This window comes from Romboutsia weinsteinii, assembly GCF_002250835.2.
Lineage (GTDB): Bacteria > Bacillota > Clostridia > Peptostreptococcales > Peptostreptococcaceae > Romboutsia_A > Romboutsia_A weinsteinii.
The window spans coordinates 82,615-102,599 of the sequence record NZ_NOJY02000012.1 but is presented as its reverse complement, the minus strand read 5'-3'; the positions used below and the strand labels follow the sequence as shown (position 1 = coordinate 102,599).

Here is a 19,985-nt window from a genome sequence, read left to right as displayed (position 1 = left end):
TGTGTAAAGTTCATATTTCATTAAATTATTGATGATGGTAAACTTGATATGCTCCCTCTATGGTAGACAGTTAGAATAATAAAACTGTTATCATGAAGGGAGTATTTTTATGTCTAGTGAATCTAGAATGTTTTTTAGTTTACAACTATAAAAGTAGAGATTTCAAGCTTTATTTACTAATATGTAAAATTATGTTAGCATTTAAATACAGAAATCGAAAATTAAATAATAAAAAGTCAAAAGAGATATAAGTTTTGGGGACTTACTCCTAGATTTTTTTATTAAACTAAAGACAAGAAAGAATTTTTGTTAATCTACTTATCTTTATTTTAAACCGACTAAAAACAAGGGGGAATACTTTATGTATAGGGTAGTTATTTGTGAAGATGATGATTTACAAAGAAAAAAATTAAAAGAATTAATTTATAAATCTTTTGAGGCAATTTCTAATAATATAGAAATCTTAGAGTTTAAATCTGGAGAAGAGTTGTTAGAACAGTGTTTAGAAGGAATAGATATTTTCTTTTTAGATATTCAAATGGATAAGTTAACAGGTATGGATGTAGCTAAAATAATTAGAGATAAAAATCTTACCACAGAAATAATCTTTATAACTTCTGTAGTAGAATTTATTCAGGAAGGATATAAAGTTAGAGCATATAGATACTTATTAAAACCAATAAAATATGAAGAGCTAAAAGAACATATTATAAGTTGTGTTTCAGATATCATAAAAAAAAGAGAAAATTTTATGATAGTTGAGGGAAAAGGCACTATTAATAAAATTTTGATAAATTCAATCGCTTATATAGAGGTACAAAAAAAGAATATAACTATACACACAGTAGATAATATTTATTATGCGAGAAATAGTATATCGAACTTAGAGAAAGAACTTAAAATGTATAATTTTTTTAGATGTCATAGATGCTACTTAATTAATATGGAATATATTGAGTTTATATGTAAGAATGTTGTTACAGTAAATAGTGAAGATATTCCAGTAAGTAAACATAGGGTGAGCGATTTAAAAACGAAATTAACAAAAGTAGTAGGTTCTATTATATGCTAGGTACAAACTTATCTTGGACAATCATATCTATAATCTCAATAACTATAAAGTGGATTATATTAAAAGCAGTGCTAGATGAAATAAGCAAATCAAAGAGCAGTAAACTTACTTTAAATATAGCTATGTTAATATCAATAAGTATAGATATATTGGGATTAATATACGAATTTAATCCTATTTTTCAAATGAGTATAGATATAGTAACAACATCTATTTTTATAATATACAATTACTATATGAGTTTAATAAAAGGTGTATTTATAAGTGCACTTTACCAAGGAATAATATTATTTTGTGAAGAGATAGTATATAAATTAATATTTACAATTGCCAATAAAGTTTCTGTAATAAATTATTTAGAATATTATACATTGCTTGAAGATAAAACTGTAAGATTAGAACTCATAATTATATCTAATCTAATACTATTATCATTAATACCTATAACAAAAGCTATTAAGTTGCAGTCTGAAATTAGGAAAAGAGATTATATGTATATTATTTTTTCAATAATATCTAATATAATTTGTGTTATAGTTTTTTTTACTATTATATTTAAAGAATATCATGGGATTACAAATACAGCATTAGACATATCTATTTTACTTGTATCATTTACAGTATTGGTATCAAGTATATTTTCTACAAATTTGATAAGTAGAGTAATAAAAGACAATCGATTAAGACTAGAGAATGAATTAATAAAAGAAAGTATTGATATGCAATATAAATATTATATGAGTTTGAAAGAATCACAGCTAGAAGTTAGGAAACTATATCATGATATGAAAAATCATATGATATGTATAGAAAACTTATATGGAAAAAATGATTATTTAAAAAGCATAAGTAGTAAGTTAGAAGAATCAGAATCCATATTTGATACTGGAAATATGATTCTTGATATTATTTTAAATGATAAGAAAACTATCTGTGATAATAGTGGTATAGATCTTACTGTAGATATCAATTTTAGCAAATGTGATTTTATAGATATCTCAGATGTTTGTAGCATATTTTCTAATATGATAGATAACTCAATTGAGGCTTGCAAAAAAATCAATGATGATTCTATAGCAAAAAAAATAAAAATCAAGGGAACTATAGTTAATAGACTTTACGTTATTAAGTGTGAAAATACAAAAGTTAACAAGGTTAGATATATTGATAATTTAATTATTACACAGAAAAAAGATAAATTTCTACATGGGATTGGAATAACTAGTATAAAAAGCTCAGTAGAAAAGTATGATGGAAACCTAGATATAGAAGTTAGTAAGTATGATTTTTCAATTACAATTTACATACCATTAATTAAAAAAAAGCCCCAGTTGGATACCTAAAGATCCCATTGGGGGCTTTTTTATTGAAAAAATAAATATTGAATGTTATCTTTTAAGCGTAGAAGATATTAGATAAATAATTGACTAAAAGATAACTTTTCAATTTTGATGATAAACATAATATATACAATAGGAGAAATTTAATATGAATGGATATAAATATGCAGAAAATATAAGAGTTGCACACAAAGATGACCTAGTAGTACTGGCAAGTGAAGAATCTAAGTCTTGGGTTAAAATATCCAAGGAATGCTTTAAGATACTTAATATAGTTATAGAAATGAATTTGATTCATAGTGAGATATTAAAAATATTTGAATTAGAAGAAGATAGAATATATTTTGATAACCTTATACAAAAACTATATGATATAGATATAATAACAGATAAAAACTATATTAAAGCTAAAAATATAGATAATATATATTTAGTCTTAACAGATAGATGTAATTTATCATGTACACATTGTTGTGCAAATGCATCAGGTTTAAATTCAAATGATGAATTAAGTACAAAAGAAATATATGAAATTATTGATAAAGTATTGAAACTTGATCCTGAGATTATAACTATATCAGGAGGAGAACCACTAGTTATAGATGATATATGGAGTATAATGGAGCACTTAAAAAGTAAATTTCAAGGAAAAGTAAATCTTATGACAAATGGATTATTGATAGATGAAAGTAATATCCAAGATATAATAAAGTATTTCAATAATATTAGTATAAGCCTTGATGGAATTGATGAAGAAAGCTGTAAGATAATAAGAGGTAATAATGTATTTAAAAATATTATGAAAAAAATAGAATTATTAAAAGCTAATAATTTTAATAATATATCTACATCAGCTGTATTGCCTAATAATGAGAAAATATACCAAGAATTTGAAAAGTTAAATAATGATTTAGGCACTGAAGCTATGATTAGACATTTTTCTTACAAAGGACGTGCGGGATTTAATTATAAAAAAATAGAGAAACAGATGAATGAATATTTAAAAAGTAGGAATATGGAAGAAAATTATATTTTAGATTGGAAAAAATATATACCAGACGATAAAAAATATGTTATGCCAGGTTCTTGTGAGGGATGTGAGAGCACTTTGAGCATAGCTAGTAATGGAGATATTTATCCATGTAACCTATTAATGGATTCTAGTTATAGTATCGGAAATATATTAGAAATAGATAACATAGAAACCTATATAAATAATATTAGCAAAGATTCAAATGAAGGATATAAGACATTTATTGATTTAAAACAATGCAATAATGAAGTATGTAGTAATTGTTCAGTAAAAGCGTTTTGTTGGTCATGTCCAGCTGAATGTGATGATTTATTATCTAGAAAAGATATATTTACAGAGAGGTGTGAGCAAACGAAAGAAAGGCTAACATCAATAGTTTGGGGGTAATGTATGAATTGTATGGTATGGACGACTAAAAGTTGTAACTTAAATTGTAGGTATTGTTATGAACAAGAGTATATAGAAATAGGGCATATGAGTGATGAAATAGAGAACAGAACATTGGATACTATAAAAGAAATGATTTTAGATTCAGATGAAGACATACATAATATACAATTTCATGGAGGAGAACCGCTTTTAAACTTTAGACTTATAAAAAGATTTGTAGAAGAACTAGAAGTAATTAAAGGTAACTCGATAATTAAATATGGAATGACAACTAATGGAACAATATGGAACTCAGAAATAGAAGAATTTTTTAGAAAATATACGGATTCTTTTAAAGGATATATATCAATAAGTATTGATGGTGATAGTAAAACTCATAATAAAAATAGAGTATCTAAAAGTAATATAGGATCTTTTGATGTAGCCTTAGATACATCTCAAAAAATGTTATCTATATTTAAATGGCTGAGATGTAGAGTAACAGTTGAACCAAATACAGTAAAAGATTTATTCAATAATATTAAATATCTTATAGAATTAGGATTTAAACAAATATCTGTAGCATTTGATTTATTCTCTGAAAATTGGAATGAAAATCATGTAGCTATAATACAAGAGCAATATGAGAATGTATTAAAATTTTGGAAAAAGCATGATTCAGGTATAGAAATTAGTCTAGTAGATGAAGTGGTTGAAGAAAGATCAGTATTGGGTTTGTGTTCTCCAAGTAAACATTTTTATATTGATGGTTTAATTTATCCATGCACATTTGTTGTGGGGTCAAAAGAGTATAGTATAGGTGATATATATAACGGTATAAATGATAACAAAGTAGATTCAATTATTCAACTTAGCCATCATGATAATCCGTGTTGTGAAAAATGTAACAATAAAAAAACATGTTATTCAAATCGATGTAAGCTTATAAATAAGATGATTACAGGAGATTATTATACACCTCCTACAATAAATTGTGTTTTAGAAAATATACAAATATGTAGCAAAAATAAGTTAAAAGATATTTTAGAATTGCTATAATGCGGATTGTCCGCTTTATATAAATATAATAAAATTTGGGGGTATACTTATGAAAACAGAATTTAAAGTAAAAGCAATATTAGAAAAGGTAGATGCATTAGAGGTGAACGGTCAAGAGTATAGTTACAATTGCTTACATAACTGCAAAAGATGGATATGGGTAGGAAATTCTAATTCTAAGACTCAGGGTTGTAATCAAAGACAACATGCAGATGCTTATAGACACGTAGAATATTAGAAATCAAGAAAATAAAAAGCCTAGTGTAATTAGGCTTTTTATTTTAATTGTAGAGTAAGTATCCAACAATAATATTAAATTAAGGAGATTATCATGACTATTTTAAAGGTCAAGAATTTAAATAAGGTATATGGAAAAGAAGAAATAAAAGTAAAAGCACTAAGTAATATAAATCTAGAGATAAATAAAGGTGAATTTGTTGTAATAGTTGGTAAAAGTGGATCAGGAAAAAGTACATTACTTCATATAATGGCAGGCATTGAGACTCCAACAAATGGAGATGTAATTATAGATGATATAAGTATTTCATCACTTAATGAAAAAGAGAGATCACTTTTACGCAAAGAAAAAATAGGTTTAATATTTCAATCATACAATCTAATACCTGTTTTAACAGTTGAAGAAAATATAAAACTGCCAACTATAAACACTAATAATAAAAGTGATGAATATATTAATGAGCTTATGGATCTCTTGCATATAAGTGATAGGAAAACACATTTACCGAGTCAACTGTCAGGAGGTCAGCAACAAAGGGTAGCAATAGCAAGAGCACTTATAAATAAGCCTGCAATTATATTTGCAGATGAACCTACTGGTAACTTAGATACAAAAACAGAATCAGAAGTTTTACAACTTTTAAAAGAATCTCAAAAAAAATATAACCAAACTATAATAATGATAACTCATAACATAGATATTGCAAAATATGCAGATAAAGTTATAAAAATTGAAGATGGTGTTATAAGAGAGTAGGTGATCTAATGAAAATAGGTGATATAGTTAGAAGATATATATTGGAAAATAAGAAAAATACAATTTTAATAATAGTAAGCATTATAATTTCAACTGCATTATTTTTATTTATGAATATATTAAGTGAGGATGCCAGAAATTTAATGGTAGATCAAGCAAAAAAAGAAATGGGTACAAATCATGCATCGTATTATGATCCAACAGGTGAAGATATAGAGTACTTTAAAAATAATCCTAATATAGAAAAAGTCGGTACTTCAATGCTATTAGGAATTCATGATATAGGAAATTCTCAAACATTACACATTTTATCAGAAGATAAAAATTCTCAAGAATTAAAGGAAAGTTATAAAATACAGAATGGGAGTTTTCCGGTTAATGAAAATGAGATTGTAGTAGATAAATGGTATATCGAACAAAAGAATATAAAAAATCCAATAGGTAAAACAATAAGACTAGATTATAAAAAATCTAATGAAAATGGTGATATCTTATATGACGGAGACATGGAGTTTAAAATAACTGGTATTTTAAACTCTAATACAGCTTTGAAGGCTCAAGGTACATCAATTGGATTAATAAGTCAAGAAACCGCTAGAAAAAACATACCTACTAAAAACAAGTATGACCAAGCTGTAATAAAGTTAAAAAAAGAAAAGAACATACAAAAGCAAATAGAAAATATTATCAAGGAAGGGAATTTAATAAATAATAATGTAAGGTTAAACAATCAGTTAATATTAGCAATGTCAGATAGTATTAGTTTAAAAATACCATATATCATAGTTAATATAATACTTTCGCTAGCAACTATATTATTAATTTATAATATTTTCTATATATTAGTATCAAATAGAACTAAAGACTTTGGAGTATTGAGAGCACTAGGGTTTAGGCCATATGATGTTTCTAAAATAGTTATTTTAGAAGTATTTATATACTTAGCAATAAGTATTCCAGTAGGAATATTAATAGGAGGAGTGGTAGCTAATATATCTAGAGAAAATATTATAGGTATTATATATAATGTTAGTTATGTAAATTCAATTAAAAGTGATAACTATATAGGTATATATATTGTTTCTGTGTTGTTAAGTATGATAACTATAATAATATCTGTGATAAAGCCTCTTATATCATTGTGTAAGATTGATCCAATAGTCTGTATGAGAAGAAATGAAGAAAAAATAAATATAAAAGGAAAATCATTTATAAATAAGTTTATGACCAAAGTTTTTAAAGACTATGGAAATATAGCTTCAAAAAATCTTCAGCGCAATAGAAAGCGTACTAATTTAGCTATAGCATCAATGTCAATAGTGATTTTTTTAATTACGATAGTGTATACAAAATCTACTAGTAATTTTCTAAATGATGGAGGATTAAGACTATGGATTCCAGGTGACTACTTAATGCATAATATTGATATATTATCTACAAATGAAGATAAAATAACATATGATAGAGACATCCTAAAAGATATAGAAAATATAGATGGTGTAAAAAAAGTAAATGCATCTAGGAACAAAGCTTTTAATATACAAATTGATGATAAAAATATAAATAAAGATTCAGGTTACTGGAAAGAGAATAAAGATATTTTGGAGGCTCAATCTAAAATAAAAGATGGAAAGAAAATATATCATAATTTCTTTGAAGTTGTAGGTCTTGAAGATATTGATATATTAAAAGATGTATTAATAGATGGTAAAGACAATTTAAATAAAATAAATGATAATCCGTACATATATATAGATAAAAAATCAAGCGAAGCACTTAGTATAAAAGAAGGAAATAAAATAAAAGTGAACTTTGATATTATTGATTCAAAAACTAATAATTATAAAAAAACTTTATCGAAAGAATTTATAGTAGCTGGAACTATTAAGAATCTGCCAATAGTTTCACAAGGAGGAGGACAAAGTTTTGGTGCTGTAATTTCAGTAAATCAGATGAATAAGTTTATAGGCAATTCATCATATGAAAGATTCGATATATGGACTAGTAAAATTGCAAATAATAGTCATATTGAAAATGAGTTAAAGAAAATAATAGAAAAAACAGGAAAAGGGATTTTAATTCCATACAAGTCAGAATCAGCTGGAATCGAGAAAAGTGATAATCAAAAAGCTATGATTATGGTGTTAGTTGTTGGAGTTATTATAATTTTATCTTTATTTAACTGTTGTAATACGATAGTTACGAGTATAAATAGTAGGGTTAGAGAGTTTGCGCTACTAAGGGGAATCGGAATATCAAAACATGAAATAAAGAAAATTATTAAATTAGAAGGGCTGGTATATATATTAATTAGTTCTAGCATTTCTATATTACCAAGCTTAATTGTAAGAAGTATAATAATAAAAGATTTTCCTAATATTAACTTGATTAATTTAAAGTTTATAATAGCGACAATTATTATTTATGTGATTCTATCGGCTATAACTATGATAACAATAGAAAAAACATTAAAGCAGGTGCTAAGCGAAGATTTTGTGGATCAAATAAAAATGCTACAGTAAACCTAAAATACATAAAGGAGGTTTAAATGTGAGTTCAATTGCAGTGATAGATAGTGGAATTGATATTAACTTTAAAGAATTTAAAAATAAGAAAATAAAAGCTTTAAATATAAATACATATGAAACTAGTATAGAAAGTATTAAAGACTTTAATGGACATGGAACAGCTTGTGCGTCAGAAATTTTGAGAATAAATCCAAATGCTGATATAAATATTATAAAGCTCTTAGATGAAAATTCTCAATCGACAGTCAAAAAACTTATTGAATCTATAGAGTATGCATCATCTATAGATGATGTAAGACTTATTTCATTAAGCTGCTCAACTTTTCAAGATAAGTATTTAAATGATTTTAAAAATGTAATAGAATATGCAAATAGAAAAAATAAATTAGTGATTTGTTCATCTGACAATGAAAATAAATTAAGTTACCCTAGCTACATGGATGGAGTAATAGGAGTTAAAAGATGCAATACATATATAGAGAAGTATTGGTTTAATAAAAATAGAAATATTCAGTGTGTCTGTGAGTCTAAATATAGACTTTTACCAAATATAAATAAGAACTATAAATTATTTGGAGGAAATAGCTACTGTGCGGCTTATTTTTGTGGATTAGTATCTATGTTTATAAAAGGTGATTGTGAAATAGAAAATAAAATGTTAATAGACATTATAAATAAGAATGCAGATAAAAATATTTGGTCTGTAAATTGCATGGATGTTGACAAATACTTAGGTATGGAGACTATAAATAAGAAATACGATTATTATAAGTTTCGTATATTATTAGATTCAATAGGTGAATTTTCAAATATAAATATAGAAGATATAGGAATGTACCCTATATATAATATAGTAGGTATACATAATGTTTATAAGTTTTTAAAATATCTCGAGAATAAAATTAACCAAAGTATAAAGTATATCGAGATTACAGCTTACGACTTAAGATCTATCTACTCTTTATATAATTTAATTTTTAAGGATGATATAAAATGAAAAATAAAAATTTAGCTAGATTTCTAAAAATAGCATTTAAAAAGAATAAATATATATCTATAATAGCCTTTGTGATAATGATTGTTACATCTATTATAGAGCTATTTATGCCTCAAATAACAAAAATTATATTAGATGATGCTATAAAGTTTGGAAATATTAAGTTATTAGTGAATCTAATACTATTATACATAACAACAAACTTGTTATTAAATACATTATCTATAGTACTGCAATATATTTATTCTAAAATGAAAAATAGAGTTTCTATAATATTTAAAATAAAACTAATAAGACATTTAGCTAAATTATCTGGAAACTACTACACTAATATAAAAACAGGAAATATATTGAATATATTGGAAAATGATATGTATATTGTAGAAAGTTTAGGTGCAGATTTACTTTTTTCACTAATAGTAGATTTTTTTACAGCTACAATTGCCTTCTTCTTCTTAATGAAAATGCAGTATGATTTGTTAATCATCATTGTTATAATTCAAGCATTAATTTTGCTTACTCAATCTAAATTTACTAAATTGATATCATTAAAAAATGAAAAATTAAGAGATGATTCTGGAGATATTTCTAATATAAGTCAAGAGTATATTTCTAATATAATGAATGTTGTGATATCAAAATCTAATTTGAAGTTTTTTAAACAGTATTTGAATAAAGAAAGAAAAATGTTGAAAAATAGTATTGGATTAGATATGGCATTTTCTACGAGTATGGCAACAGGAAGTATTTTGAGTAGTTTTATAACTGTAGCTATTTATGGTTATGGAGGGTACAAAATAATAAATGGATCCATGACTTTTGGGGAACTTATAGCATTTCAGCAGTATACAGGCATATTTATTAGTCCATGCATGAATATAATAAGATCTAATATTAAGATAGAGCAAGCAAAAACATCTATAAATCGTATATTTACGGTACTAGATGAACCTATAATAATAGATAATAATAATAATGGTATTAGATGTTCAGATAGCTTTAAGGGGAATATATCTTTTAATAACGTGACTTTTTCATATGAAGATAAGGGAAATACGATAGACAATATAAATATGAAATTTGAAAATGGAAAGATTACAGCGTTAGTTGGATCAAGCGGATGTGGTAAATCAACAATAGCTAAATTACTCTTTAGATTATGGGATGTTAATAGTGGAGATATTATTGTTGATTCAGTTTCTCTTAAAGATTATAATCTAAAAAATATTAGAGAAAATATATCTATAATAACTCAGGATGTACTTTTGTTTGATGATACAATAATTAATAATCTAATACTGAACAATAAAGGGATAAATGATGATTATCTAGCAAAGGTATGTAAAAGTGTTGGTATATATGAACTTGTAAATAGTTTACCAAATGGATTTAATACTATTATTGGAGAAAAAGGAGTAAAGCTTTCAGGTGGGCAAAAACAAAGAATATCAATTGGAAGAGCTTTATTATGTGATTCGAAAATTATAATATTTGATGAAGCAACTTCGGCACTAGATAACATATCTCAAAGAGATATATTAGAGAATATAAATGAATTTTTAGAATATAAAACTGTAATAGTTATAGCGCATAGGCTATCTACTATAAAAGATGCAGATAAAATATATGTTCTTGAAAAGGGCAAAGTAATTGAAGAGGGGTGTCATGAGCAACTTATATTAAACGAAGGTATTTATTGTAGCTTACTAGATGAACAAAGTTTAGAAGTAGCATTTGCTTAAATATATTCTAGATATAAAGATACTCCTTTTATGATAACAGTTTTATTATTTTAACTGTCTAGTATATCATTTTAAGAAAGCGTAGGACGTTTGTAATAATATTTACATTGAATCTTATGGAGATATTCAAAAATTGAAGAATTACATGATATAGATGCTATCTCAGTAAGTTATATCGAAGATAACATACCAAATGTACTAGGGAGTTCATTTTAATTAAAAATTCAAGTAAAAAAATATAGCTACCTTGTATTAATATCAAGGTAGCTATATTTTTTATATTTATACAACATATTGTTAATAATTTACATATTCTTGGTATGTTGCATCAGGATTATCCTCATAGTGATTTATCTCTGTTAATGATGTATATACTTGCTCAGAATTTGCTTCTTTATATTCTTTCCAGAGCAGCAAATATATTTCCTTCTTTTCTACATTTCTATATATTCTATATTTATACTCAGCGCTATGGTCTTATGGAATTAAGCTACGTTTAAACCCATGGTACATTGACCTAATACAATTGTATTACTACTTTTTTGAATTTTAGTATTATAATTTCTTACTATTGTTGTTTTTTTAATATTATTTGTATCTACATTCGTATCTGATTTTATAACAATGACAAAATATATGAATATAAGTACTGCAGAATTAGTAACAAATATAATTCGAAGTTTTTTGAGTTGCTTTGCTGTTCGCACTTTGTACCTCTACACTTTTGATATCTTTTAAATTATTTATATTGAATTACGTTATTATATTAAATTTATAGTGAAATACCAGTGTTTGAAATAAATGGCATAGATTTAAAATATATAGGTATGTATTTTAAGATTAAGATAATAAGTAAAATTTTAACATAAAATAAGGTAGACATAAAGCGAAATATAATAAACTTAAATGAGTATTATTTTATTTTACTTCCTTTTACATAAATATTAACTATATTTCTATCATCACCTATATAAATGAATTTTTGAAGTCTTTCCTCTAAAGATAAATCTAAATTAGTCAAATTGCTATCATCAATAATTAAAGCGTCAAAATCATAATTTCTCTCAAAACTTCCTATATCACCAAAGAAACTTCCACCACCTTTAGTTGCCAAGTAAAACACATTTGAAGTTGACAAAAAAGACCCTTTACGATTATTTTCTAACCACTTCATTTTAGATAGCTGAACAGCAAGAACCATAACCTTAGTCATGGATAAATCGTGTCCACCACTTATATCTGATCCTAAACCTACATTTAAACCACTATCCATCATTTCTTTTATAGGAGCAATTCCGCTTGATAAATTAGTATTTGAACCAGGACAATGAGCAACAAATACCCCTTTTTCTTTTAGTAAATTGATCTCATCTTTATCACTATATACACAATGAGCCATTATAGTACTTTGTGGCTTAAATAGGCCAAACTTATCATATACCATACCATAACCATTTGTATTAGGATGTAGCTTAGAAACCCAATCAATCTCACTTTTATTTTCAGATAAATGAGATTGAACCTTTAAGTCATATTCGGTTGTAATTTCACCTAGTTTTAAAAGGATTTCATCGGAGCAAGTTGGAATAAATCTTGGTGTGATTATAGGTTTTACCAAAGGATATTTTTTAGAATATTCTTTGACCAACTCAATAGTATCTTCTATAGATTTTGAAGTATCTTCTTTAAGGTAGTCAGGACAGTTTCTATCCATATTAACTTTACCTATAAATCCAGATATTCCTACTTTATGCATAGTATCGAATAATACTTTTGTTGATTCTTTATGTATACTACTAAATAGAACAACACTTGTTGTACCATTTTCTTTTAAACTATTTGCAAGTCTAGAGTAAACATCTTTTGCATAATCTGTATCTTTAAATTTATCTTCTTCTACAAAAGTGTAAGTCTCTAACCAAGGAATAAGCTCTCTATCAAGGCCAATACCACGATTTTCAAACTGTGGAGCATGAGCATGTAAGTCAACAAACCCAGGTATTATAAGTTTGTCTTTATAATCAATTATTTCTAAATTTTTAAATTCTTCAGGTAGAGAAGAGTAAGTACCTAGAACTTTACTATCCTTTACAACTATATAGCCATTTTCTAATGTTACAAAGGAATTAGGATCCTTTGTAAAAATTATATTTCCCTTTAATATTTTTAGCCCTTTCATAGTAACCCCCAAGATGTTTATATTTTAAGTAATCTCAAATTACAGTTTATACTTTTGTATAAAGCATCACTAATAGCTTAAATAATCTTCATATGTTGCATTAGGATTATCCTCATAGTGCTTTATATCTATTAATGATTTATATATTTCTTTGGAATTCGAATCTTTGAATTCTGACCATTTCAGCAAATACACTTCTTTTTTTTCTGTATTTCTATATATTCTATATTTATACTCAGCGCTATGGTCCTGTGGAATCAAACTACGCTTAAATCCATACCCTTCTAGTAATTCACTTATTTCTTCAAAAGGTTGGTTTTGACTTTGTACTTGTAAGTACTTTTTTAATTTTTCATGTAGTTCTTCTTCAAGATTAGTACATTGACTTAATGAAATTGTAGTGCTAGATACTTTGTTAGTAGCAAAAGTTGGTACTATATCTGTATTATTACTATCTATTATATCCACATTTATAATACAGATATAATATATGCCTATAAGTATCGCAGCTTTAACAATAAGCATGATTTGAAGTTTTTTGAGTAACTTTCTTGTTCCCATTTTTTCCCCTTTTTATATCTTTCAAATTATTTATATTGAATTACATTACATTATTATATTAAGATTATAAGGAAAATTTTACCATAAAGTAGGGCGAACATAAAGCGAAATCTAATAAATTCAATTTCACTAAAAAGTAACTACAAACATGAAGCAGAGCATTTACTTATTGAGTACATTAATTTAATTAATAAAGGAAAAGTTTTAGATTTTGGAGCAGTAGATGAAGGAGTGTTAAATTAAAGATAGAATATATAACCTAAAATCCTATAGGAGGAAATATTATGAATAATTGGATTGATTTATATAATTTATTAAAAGGTAACTACGAAGAGGAACCAGAGCATTTACTTATTGAGTACATTGATTTAATTGATAAAGGAAAAGTTTTAGATTTGGGGGTAGGAAATGGAAGAAACTCATTATTTCTTTCAGCAATTGGATATGATGTCGAAGGTGTAGACATCTCTGATGATAACATTAAAAACTATCTTGAAAAATCAAAAGAATTACAGTTAGATGTAAAAGGAACTGTAGCAGATATAAGAAAATTTGAAATAAAAGAAAATGAATACTCACTAATAATAGTATCATGGGTATTAAACTTTTTTAGGAAAAATGAGATAGATTATATTATTGAAAAGATAAAAAAAGGCTTAAGAGAAAATGGAGTTGTTTATTTTGGAGCATTTTCCATATTTGATGATTTTTATATTAAAAATTTAGATAAAACTTGCGATGAACAGTATTCATTATATTTTTCTAAATCTGGGTACAGACATTATTATACTAAAGAAGAAGTATTGAAGTATTTTGAGGATTTAAAAATGATTGCATTTAAATCAGGAATGTTTTTAGATGTAGATAAAGAAAATGGAGACCATTACCATGATGGATTTGAGTATGTTGGTAAAAAAATCAAAAATGTCAAATAGCTATTAGTAAGCATACAAGTTAACTAATAGCCATTTGAGGTAAATTATTATCTTTCTCTAATCCATTTAGTAATCTTTTTCCACTCATCACCTGAGAAGAAAGTAACTACTAAATCAGAAACACTTATAAAAGCGTCTATTACTAGATCCATAAACATACCACCTTTTTTATAAGTTAATTTAATTATAGCAAATATTCCTAAATAAAGTGACAAGTAAATACTTAATGAGGTATAGAAAATTATGTGAGATAATCTCCTGATAAGCACATACTACGAATAATATAAGCTAACTATCCATTATAACACCAGACTTAATATACAGGTTATGATATAGTTAAATGGAGGTGAAACTACTATGACAAACAAATATAAGACATCACAAGTAGCAAAGATAATTAACATACACCCAAATACTGTACGATTATATGAAGAGTTAGAATTGATACCAAAGCCACAAAGACTGCCTAATGGATATCGTATCTTCACAGATTTTCATATTGAACAATTTAAATTAGCTAGAACAGCACTTAAGGTTGAGGTATTACAAAATGGTCTTAGGAAAAAAATGATTAATATAATTAAATTATCCGCCAAAGCTAAATTTCAAGAAGCAATAGAATCTACAAAAAATTATATTGACCAGGTCATATATGAACGAAAAAATGCAGAAGAAGCTATTGAAATTTCAAAACAGCTTCTCTTAGGTATAGAAAATAAAGAAGATGATATATTTCTAACTAGAAAAGAAACAGCAGATTATCTACAAGTTACAATAGATACTTTAAGAAACTGGGAAATGAACGGCTTACTTTCTGTTAAGAGAAAAGATAATGGATACAGAGTATACACTAAAGATGATATACAACTATTAAAGATAATACGCTCCTTACGCTGTGCTAATTATTCACTTGCATCAATTTTAAGAATGATAAATTCAATATCAAATAATTCAGAAACAGATATAAAAGAAGTGCTTAATACACCTAAAGATGATGATGACATAGTAAGTGTATGCGATAAACTTATTACATCTTTAAATGAAGCGGAGTCAAATGCAAGAAGTATTTTAGCTCAGTTAAACAATATGCAAGAAAAATTTAATCCAAACCCTACAGTTTAACACCAGACTTAATTCTGGTGTTAATTTATTTATATACTAAAAAAGTAGGAGGTCTATTAATATGGATACAATTAAAATTCATGCCTTATGCAAATCATATGGAAGTACACAAGCAGTAAACAATGTTAGTATATCAGTAAAACCTGGTGAAGTATTTGGATTACTTGGTGCTAATGGAGCAGGAAAAAGTACAATTATTGAATGTGTTTTGGGAACAAAGAGATTTGATAGTGGATCAGTTTCAATTTTAGGAATGAATCCAGAAAAAGAGAGAAAGAAACTATATCAGAGAGTTGGAGTACAGTTTCAAGAATCAAATTATCAAGACAAACTAACGGTAGAAGAAATTTGTGAAGTTACATGCTCTCTTTACAAGCATCCATCAGATTATAAAGAGCTGTTAAATCAGTTTGGTCTAATGGACAAATGCAAAAGCCAAATAAGTGAATTATCAGGAGGACAAAAGCAACGATTATTTATTATACTTGCATTAATTCCAAATCCAGAAGTTGTATTTTTAGATGAATTAACAACAGGTCTTGATGCTAGAGCAAGAAGAGATGTATGGAAAGGGCTTTTGGATTTAAAAGAAAAAGGTCTTACCATATTTTTAACTTCACATTTTATGGATGAAGTAGAAATATTATGTGATAAAATTTGCATACTAAAAAAAGGAAGTAGTATTTTCTATGGGAATGTTAAAGAAGCAATTGAAAAAAGTCCTTTTGAAAAATTAGAGGAAGCTTATTTATGGTATACAGATGAGGAGGAAATTGAAAATGAAATCATTTAAAGCTATGTTAAAAACTGAAATGAAACTGTCACTACGAGGTATGGATATGCTGATTTTTGCAATTTGTATGCCAGTAGTATTAACTATTATTCTTGGAATAATCTATGGAAACAAAGAAGCTTTTAATGGGGCTGGATACTCATTTTTAGAACAATCTTTTGGCGGTATTGCTACAATTGCAATATGTGCAGGGGGAGTCATGGGATTACCATTGGTGGTATCAGATTATCGTCATAAGAAAATTTTAAAAAGATTTAAGGTAACACCTGTAAGCCCTGCAATGATTTTGATGGTTCAGATAGTAATCTATGCTCTTTATTCTATAGTTTCACTTATACTTGTATATGCGATAGCAAAGATTTTCTTTGATTTTAGCTTTAGAGGATCATGGTTTAAATTTATATGTACTTATTTTTTAGTAATGGCTTCTATGTTTAGTATAGGCATGATGGTAGGTGGAATTGCTAAAAATATTAAGAGTGCAAGTGTAATAGCTAGTGTTTTATATTTTCCTATGTTGATTTTTTCAGGAGCGACACTACCTTATGAGGTTATGCCTACATCACTTCAAAAAATTGCAGATATATTACCGCTTACACAAGGGATAAAACTTTTAAAATCTACTTCTCTTGGGTTGGAAATTGATGAAGTCTTTATGCCTATTGTTATGATGATTGTAATAGGGATTATATGTACTGGTGTAGCTCTTAGGTATTTTAAATGGGAATAATTAAATAAATACAAACAAAAGTAACTACCCCTAAGTCGTTTTTTATGATCTAGGGGTAGTTATTTAAAACTCACTACTATCTTTAATTAACATAGCCAAAATTGACGTAAGTATATTTATCAAAGCAATAGGCTGTAGCCATGAATTATAAAATATCTTTGTCCTAGTATTACACATTAAAATATTATCCGTACAATCAGCAACAGGACAATCTAGACTATCAGTAAAAAGCACAAGTTCACATCCGTTATGTTTAATATTTTCGGCAATACTCTTAATAGAATAGTAATAATTAGGAAAACTTAAAAATATAGCAACATCATCTTTAGTAACTTGTCTCATAATATACTCAACTTCCTTCATATCAGACAAATCCACCAACACCACATTTAAATTTAACACATCAAATCTTCCTTTAAGCACTGAAGCCAAAGCCTTAGAAGCATCGTGTGCAAACAAATATATTATATGATTTTTACATATAAGCTTGGCAATAGACAACACACTTTCTAAATCTACTGAGTTATAAAAACCTACTATCTTATCTAACTCTTCATTACAAATATTTTTTAAAAAATCTATTTTAGAATCAGTATCTGTTATCTCAGATGGAACTGAATAAGAAGAAACCGAGTACTTATTAACCAGACTTTGATTATAGCTTCTAAACTCTTCCTTTAACTCAATAAAACTATCAACCCCTATAATTTTGCAAATCTTAAGTATTGTAACCTCTGAGCAACCTATATTTTTACTTAGTGTAGCAAGCGAAACATAACATATATCAGAAGGGTTGTTAGTTAAGTAATCGGCAACCATCTTTTGTTTATTAGTTAAAGTAGCGTAATTACTTTGTATAATTTCGATAATATTCATTTTATATTTATTAACTCCCTAAGAATTCATTATTTACTTTATTTTCTGAAAAGTTAAAGTATTTGCATTGAAAACGATATTAAAAATGATATAATAAAGTAAATACTTTAAAATTATACTTTTCTCACTATAAAGTTAAGTATAATCATTATAAGTCAACAACCATGATAAGTAAAGGTTGAGGCTTTAATAAAGTAGACAAACTAATATACTAAGGGGAGATAAAGAGATATGAGAGAAAAACAGACACCAACTTTTGCTTACTCATTGTTTACACTATTAAGCTTAGCAGTATTTATGGTTTCAGGGGTTACAGTTTTAGGGATTCATTTAAATGTTACTATGTTTTTAGCTTGGATACTTATTAATGTATATGCTTTAAAATTAGGATATACATACCAAGATCTAGAGACTAAAGCATTAGACACCGTAAGAAATAGTTTACAAGCTGTAGTCATAATGCTAGCTGTTGGAGCATTGATAGGAGTGTGGATTGCATCAGGTACAGTTCCAACAATTATATACTATGGAATTAAAATAATAAATGCAAAGTACTTCCTAGTAACATCACTTCTTTTATGTGCTATAGTTTCAATGTTTACGGGAACTTCATGGGGTACTATGGGGACTGTAGGGGTAGCGCTACTTGGAGTTGGAACAGGTCTTGGAATACCAGCAGGTATGACGGCTGGAGCAATTATTAGTGGATCTTGGTTTGGGGACAAACTTTCACCTCTTTCAGACACAACAAACTTTGCATCTGGAGTAATGAATGTTAACGTATTGACACATGTAAAGCATATGCTTTATACTACAGTACCATCACTTATAGTATCTGCTATAATTTTCCTTTTCTTAGGATTCAAAGTATCTGGAACAGCAGATTTTACTCTTATAGAACAAATCTCATTAGGTTTAGCGGACAATTTTAAATTAGGTGTTATAACACTTTTACCAATGGTTATAGTTATCATAATGCTGTTAAAAAAGAAATCACCAGCACAATCAATTTTATCAGGAGTTATATTAGGATTAGTTATTGCAATATTCTATCAAGGCTTTGAACATACTTTAGTTTTCGATAGTTTTTATAAAGGATTTAATAAAGAATTTGAATTAGAATTTTTATCAACACTTCTAAATCGTGGGGGTATGAATAGTATGAACAGTACAGTTCAAGCTGTAATATTTACAACTGGTATTGGTGGTATGATAAAAGAAATAGGAATAATAAATGTACTTGTTTCAAAATTTGCACAAAAGATAAAATCAACTGGTGGCTTAGTAGCAAGTGCTATGGGTATAAGTTATTTATCTATAGGTCTTACTGGTTCTCACTGTTTTTCAGCTATAATGGTTCAATCTACAATGTTAGATTTATTCAAGGTAAAGGGGCTTAAGCCAGAAAACGTATCTAGAATATGTGAAGACTGTGGAACAATTGGTGTAACCATAATTCCTTGGGGAGTTACAGCAGTATTTATAATGAATACTCTTAATATTTCATTTGCAGAGTATGCACCTTACGCATTTTTATGTTACCTATGTCCTTTATTCTCACTACTTTGTGGTATTACAGGAATAGGTATGGCAAGATACAGTGAAGAAGAACAAGAAGAGTTACAGCTATGTAACCAGATATAAAAGGAGAGAGA

Annotated in this window: 17 protein-coding genes; 14 read left to right on the top strand and 3 right to left on the bottom strand. The window is 26.9% G+C overall.

Annotation, left to right across the window (positions count from 1 at the left end; all coding sequences use genetic code 11):
• Positions 1 to 361: 361 nt before the first annotated feature.
• The 9 genes from CHL78_RS09095 (at position 362) to CHL78_RS09055 (ending at position 11,134) form a co-directional block, all read left to right on the top strand.
• A complete protein-coding gene (locus CHL78_RS09095) occupies positions 362 to 1,072 on the top strand; it encodes a LytR/AlgR family response regulator transcription factor (protein ID WP_094367342.1) in 711 nt (236 codons plus the stop codon).
• The gene (locus CHL78_RS09090; RefSeq protein ID WP_094367341.1) at positions 1,066 to 2,415 is read left to right on the top strand and encodes an ATP-binding protein; all 1,350 of its coding nucleotides are present in this window, start codon (positions 1,066 to 1,068) and stop codon (positions 2,413 to 2,415) included. The genes CHL78_RS09095 and CHL78_RS09090 overlap by 7 nt, the downstream gene beginning before the upstream one ends.
• A 145-nt stretch (positions 2,416 to 2,560) precedes the next feature.
• On the top strand, positions 2,561 to 3,832 hold the full coding sequence (locus tag CHL78_RS09085) for a radical SAM/SPASM domain-containing protein (RefSeq protein ID WP_094367340.1): 1,272 nt from the start codon (positions 2,561 to 2,563) through the stop codon (positions 3,830 to 3,832).
• 3 nt (positions 3,833 to 3,835) lie between these two features.
• Positions 3,836 to 4,873, top strand: coding sequence for a radical SAM protein (locus tag CHL78_RS09080; protein WP_094367339.1), 1,038 nt, complete (start codon positions 3,836 to 3,838; stop codon positions 4,871 to 4,873).
• Positions 4,874 to 4,922: 49 nt separating this feature from the next.
• Positions 4,923 to 5,111, top strand: coding sequence for a hypothetical protein (locus CHL78_RS09075; protein WP_094367338.1), 189 nt, complete (start codon positions 4,923 to 4,925; stop codon positions 5,109 to 5,111).
• 93 nt (positions 5,112 to 5,204) lie between these two features.
• Positions 5,205 to 5,867 (top strand): ABC transporter ATP-binding protein, encoded by a 663-nt coding sequence (locus CHL78_RS09070; protein ID WP_094367337.1) that lies wholly within the window; start codon positions 5,205 to 5,207, stop codon positions 5,865 to 5,867.
• An 8-nt stretch (positions 5,868 to 5,875) separates the two neighbouring features.
• Entirely contained in the window at positions 5,876 to 8,389 is a 2,514-nt protein-coding gene (locus CHL78_RS09065) for an ABC transporter permease (protein WP_094367336.1), read from the top strand.
• Between the two features lie 28 nt (positions 8,390 to 8,417).
• Positions 8,418 to 9,392 carry a S8 family serine peptidase gene (locus CHL78_RS09060; RefSeq protein ID WP_158540671.1) on the top strand — a complete coding sequence of 325 codons (975 nt, stop codon included), beginning with the start codon at positions 8,418 to 8,420 and terminating at the stop codon, positions 9,390 to 9,392.
• Positions 9,389 to 11,134 carry an ABC transporter ATP-binding protein gene (locus CHL78_RS09055; RefSeq protein WP_094367334.1) on the top strand — a complete coding sequence of 582 codons (1,746 nt, stop codon included), beginning with the start codon at positions 9,389 to 9,391 and terminating at the stop codon, positions 11,132 to 11,134. The genes CHL78_RS09060 and CHL78_RS09055 overlap by 4 nt, the downstream gene beginning before the upstream one ends.
• Before the next feature lie 913 nt (positions 11,135 to 12,047).
• Here the strand turns inward: CHL78_RS09055 and guaD are convergent.
• Together guaD and CHL78_RS09040 are read right to left on the bottom strand one after the other, a co-directional pair.
• Positions 12,048 to 13,313, bottom strand: coding sequence for a guanine deaminase (gene guaD / locus CHL78_RS09045; RefSeq protein ID WP_094367332.1), 1,266 nt, complete (start codon positions 13,311 to 13,313; stop codon positions 12,048 to 12,050).
• 69 nt (positions 13,314 to 13,382) lie between these two features.
• Positions 13,383 to 13,874 carry a hypothetical protein gene (locus tag CHL78_RS09040; protein ID WP_094367331.1) on the bottom strand — a complete coding sequence of 164 codons (492 nt, stop codon included), beginning with the start codon at positions 13,872 to 13,874 and terminating at the stop codon, positions 13,383 to 13,385.
• 284 nt (positions 13,875 to 14,158) lie between these two features.
• Between CHL78_RS09040 and CHL78_RS09035 the strand changes: the two genes are divergently transcribed.
• From CHL78_RS09035 to CHL78_RS09020, 4 genes are all read left to right on the top strand, one after another.
• Positions 14,159 to 14,809 carry a class I SAM-dependent methyltransferase gene (locus CHL78_RS09035; protein ID WP_094367330.1) on the top strand — a complete coding sequence of 217 codons (651 nt, stop codon included), beginning with the start codon at positions 14,159 to 14,161 and terminating at the stop codon, positions 14,807 to 14,809.
• A 357-nt stretch (positions 14,810 to 15,166) separates the two neighbouring features.
• Entirely contained in the window at positions 15,167 to 15,931 is a 765-nt protein-coding gene (locus CHL78_RS09030) for a MerR family transcriptional regulator (protein WP_094367329.1), read from the top strand.
• A 61-nt stretch (positions 15,932 to 15,992) separates the two neighbouring features.
• Complete coding sequence (locus tag CHL78_RS09025; protein WP_094367328.1) at positions 15,993 to 16,724, top strand: ABC transporter ATP-binding protein; 732 nt, start codon at positions 15,993 to 15,995, stop codon at positions 16,722 to 16,724.
• On the top strand, positions 16,711 to 17,454 hold the full coding sequence (locus CHL78_RS09020) for an ABC transporter permease (RefSeq protein WP_094367327.1): 744 nt from the start codon (positions 16,711 to 16,713) through the stop codon (positions 17,452 to 17,454). The genes CHL78_RS09025 and CHL78_RS09020 overlap by 14 nt, the downstream gene beginning before the upstream one ends.
• A 63-nt stretch (positions 17,455 to 17,517) precedes the next feature.
• On the opposite strand, the gene CHL78_RS09015 is transcribed toward CHL78_RS09020, so the two are convergent.
• Complete coding sequence (locus CHL78_RS09015; protein WP_094367326.1) at positions 17,518 to 18,330, bottom strand: MurR/RpiR family transcriptional regulator; 813 nt, start codon at positions 18,328 to 18,330, stop codon at positions 17,518 to 17,520.
• A 231-nt stretch (positions 18,331 to 18,561) separates the two neighbouring features.
• Between CHL78_RS09015 and nhaC the strand changes: the two genes are divergently transcribed.
• Positions 18,562 to 19,974: a Na+/H+ antiporter NhaC gene (gene nhaC / locus CHL78_RS09010; protein WP_094367325.1), complete on the top strand. Its 1,413-nt coding sequence runs from the start codon at positions 18,562 to 18,564 to the stop codon at positions 19,972 to 19,974.
• Positions 19,975 to 19,985 lie beyond the last annotated feature (11 nt).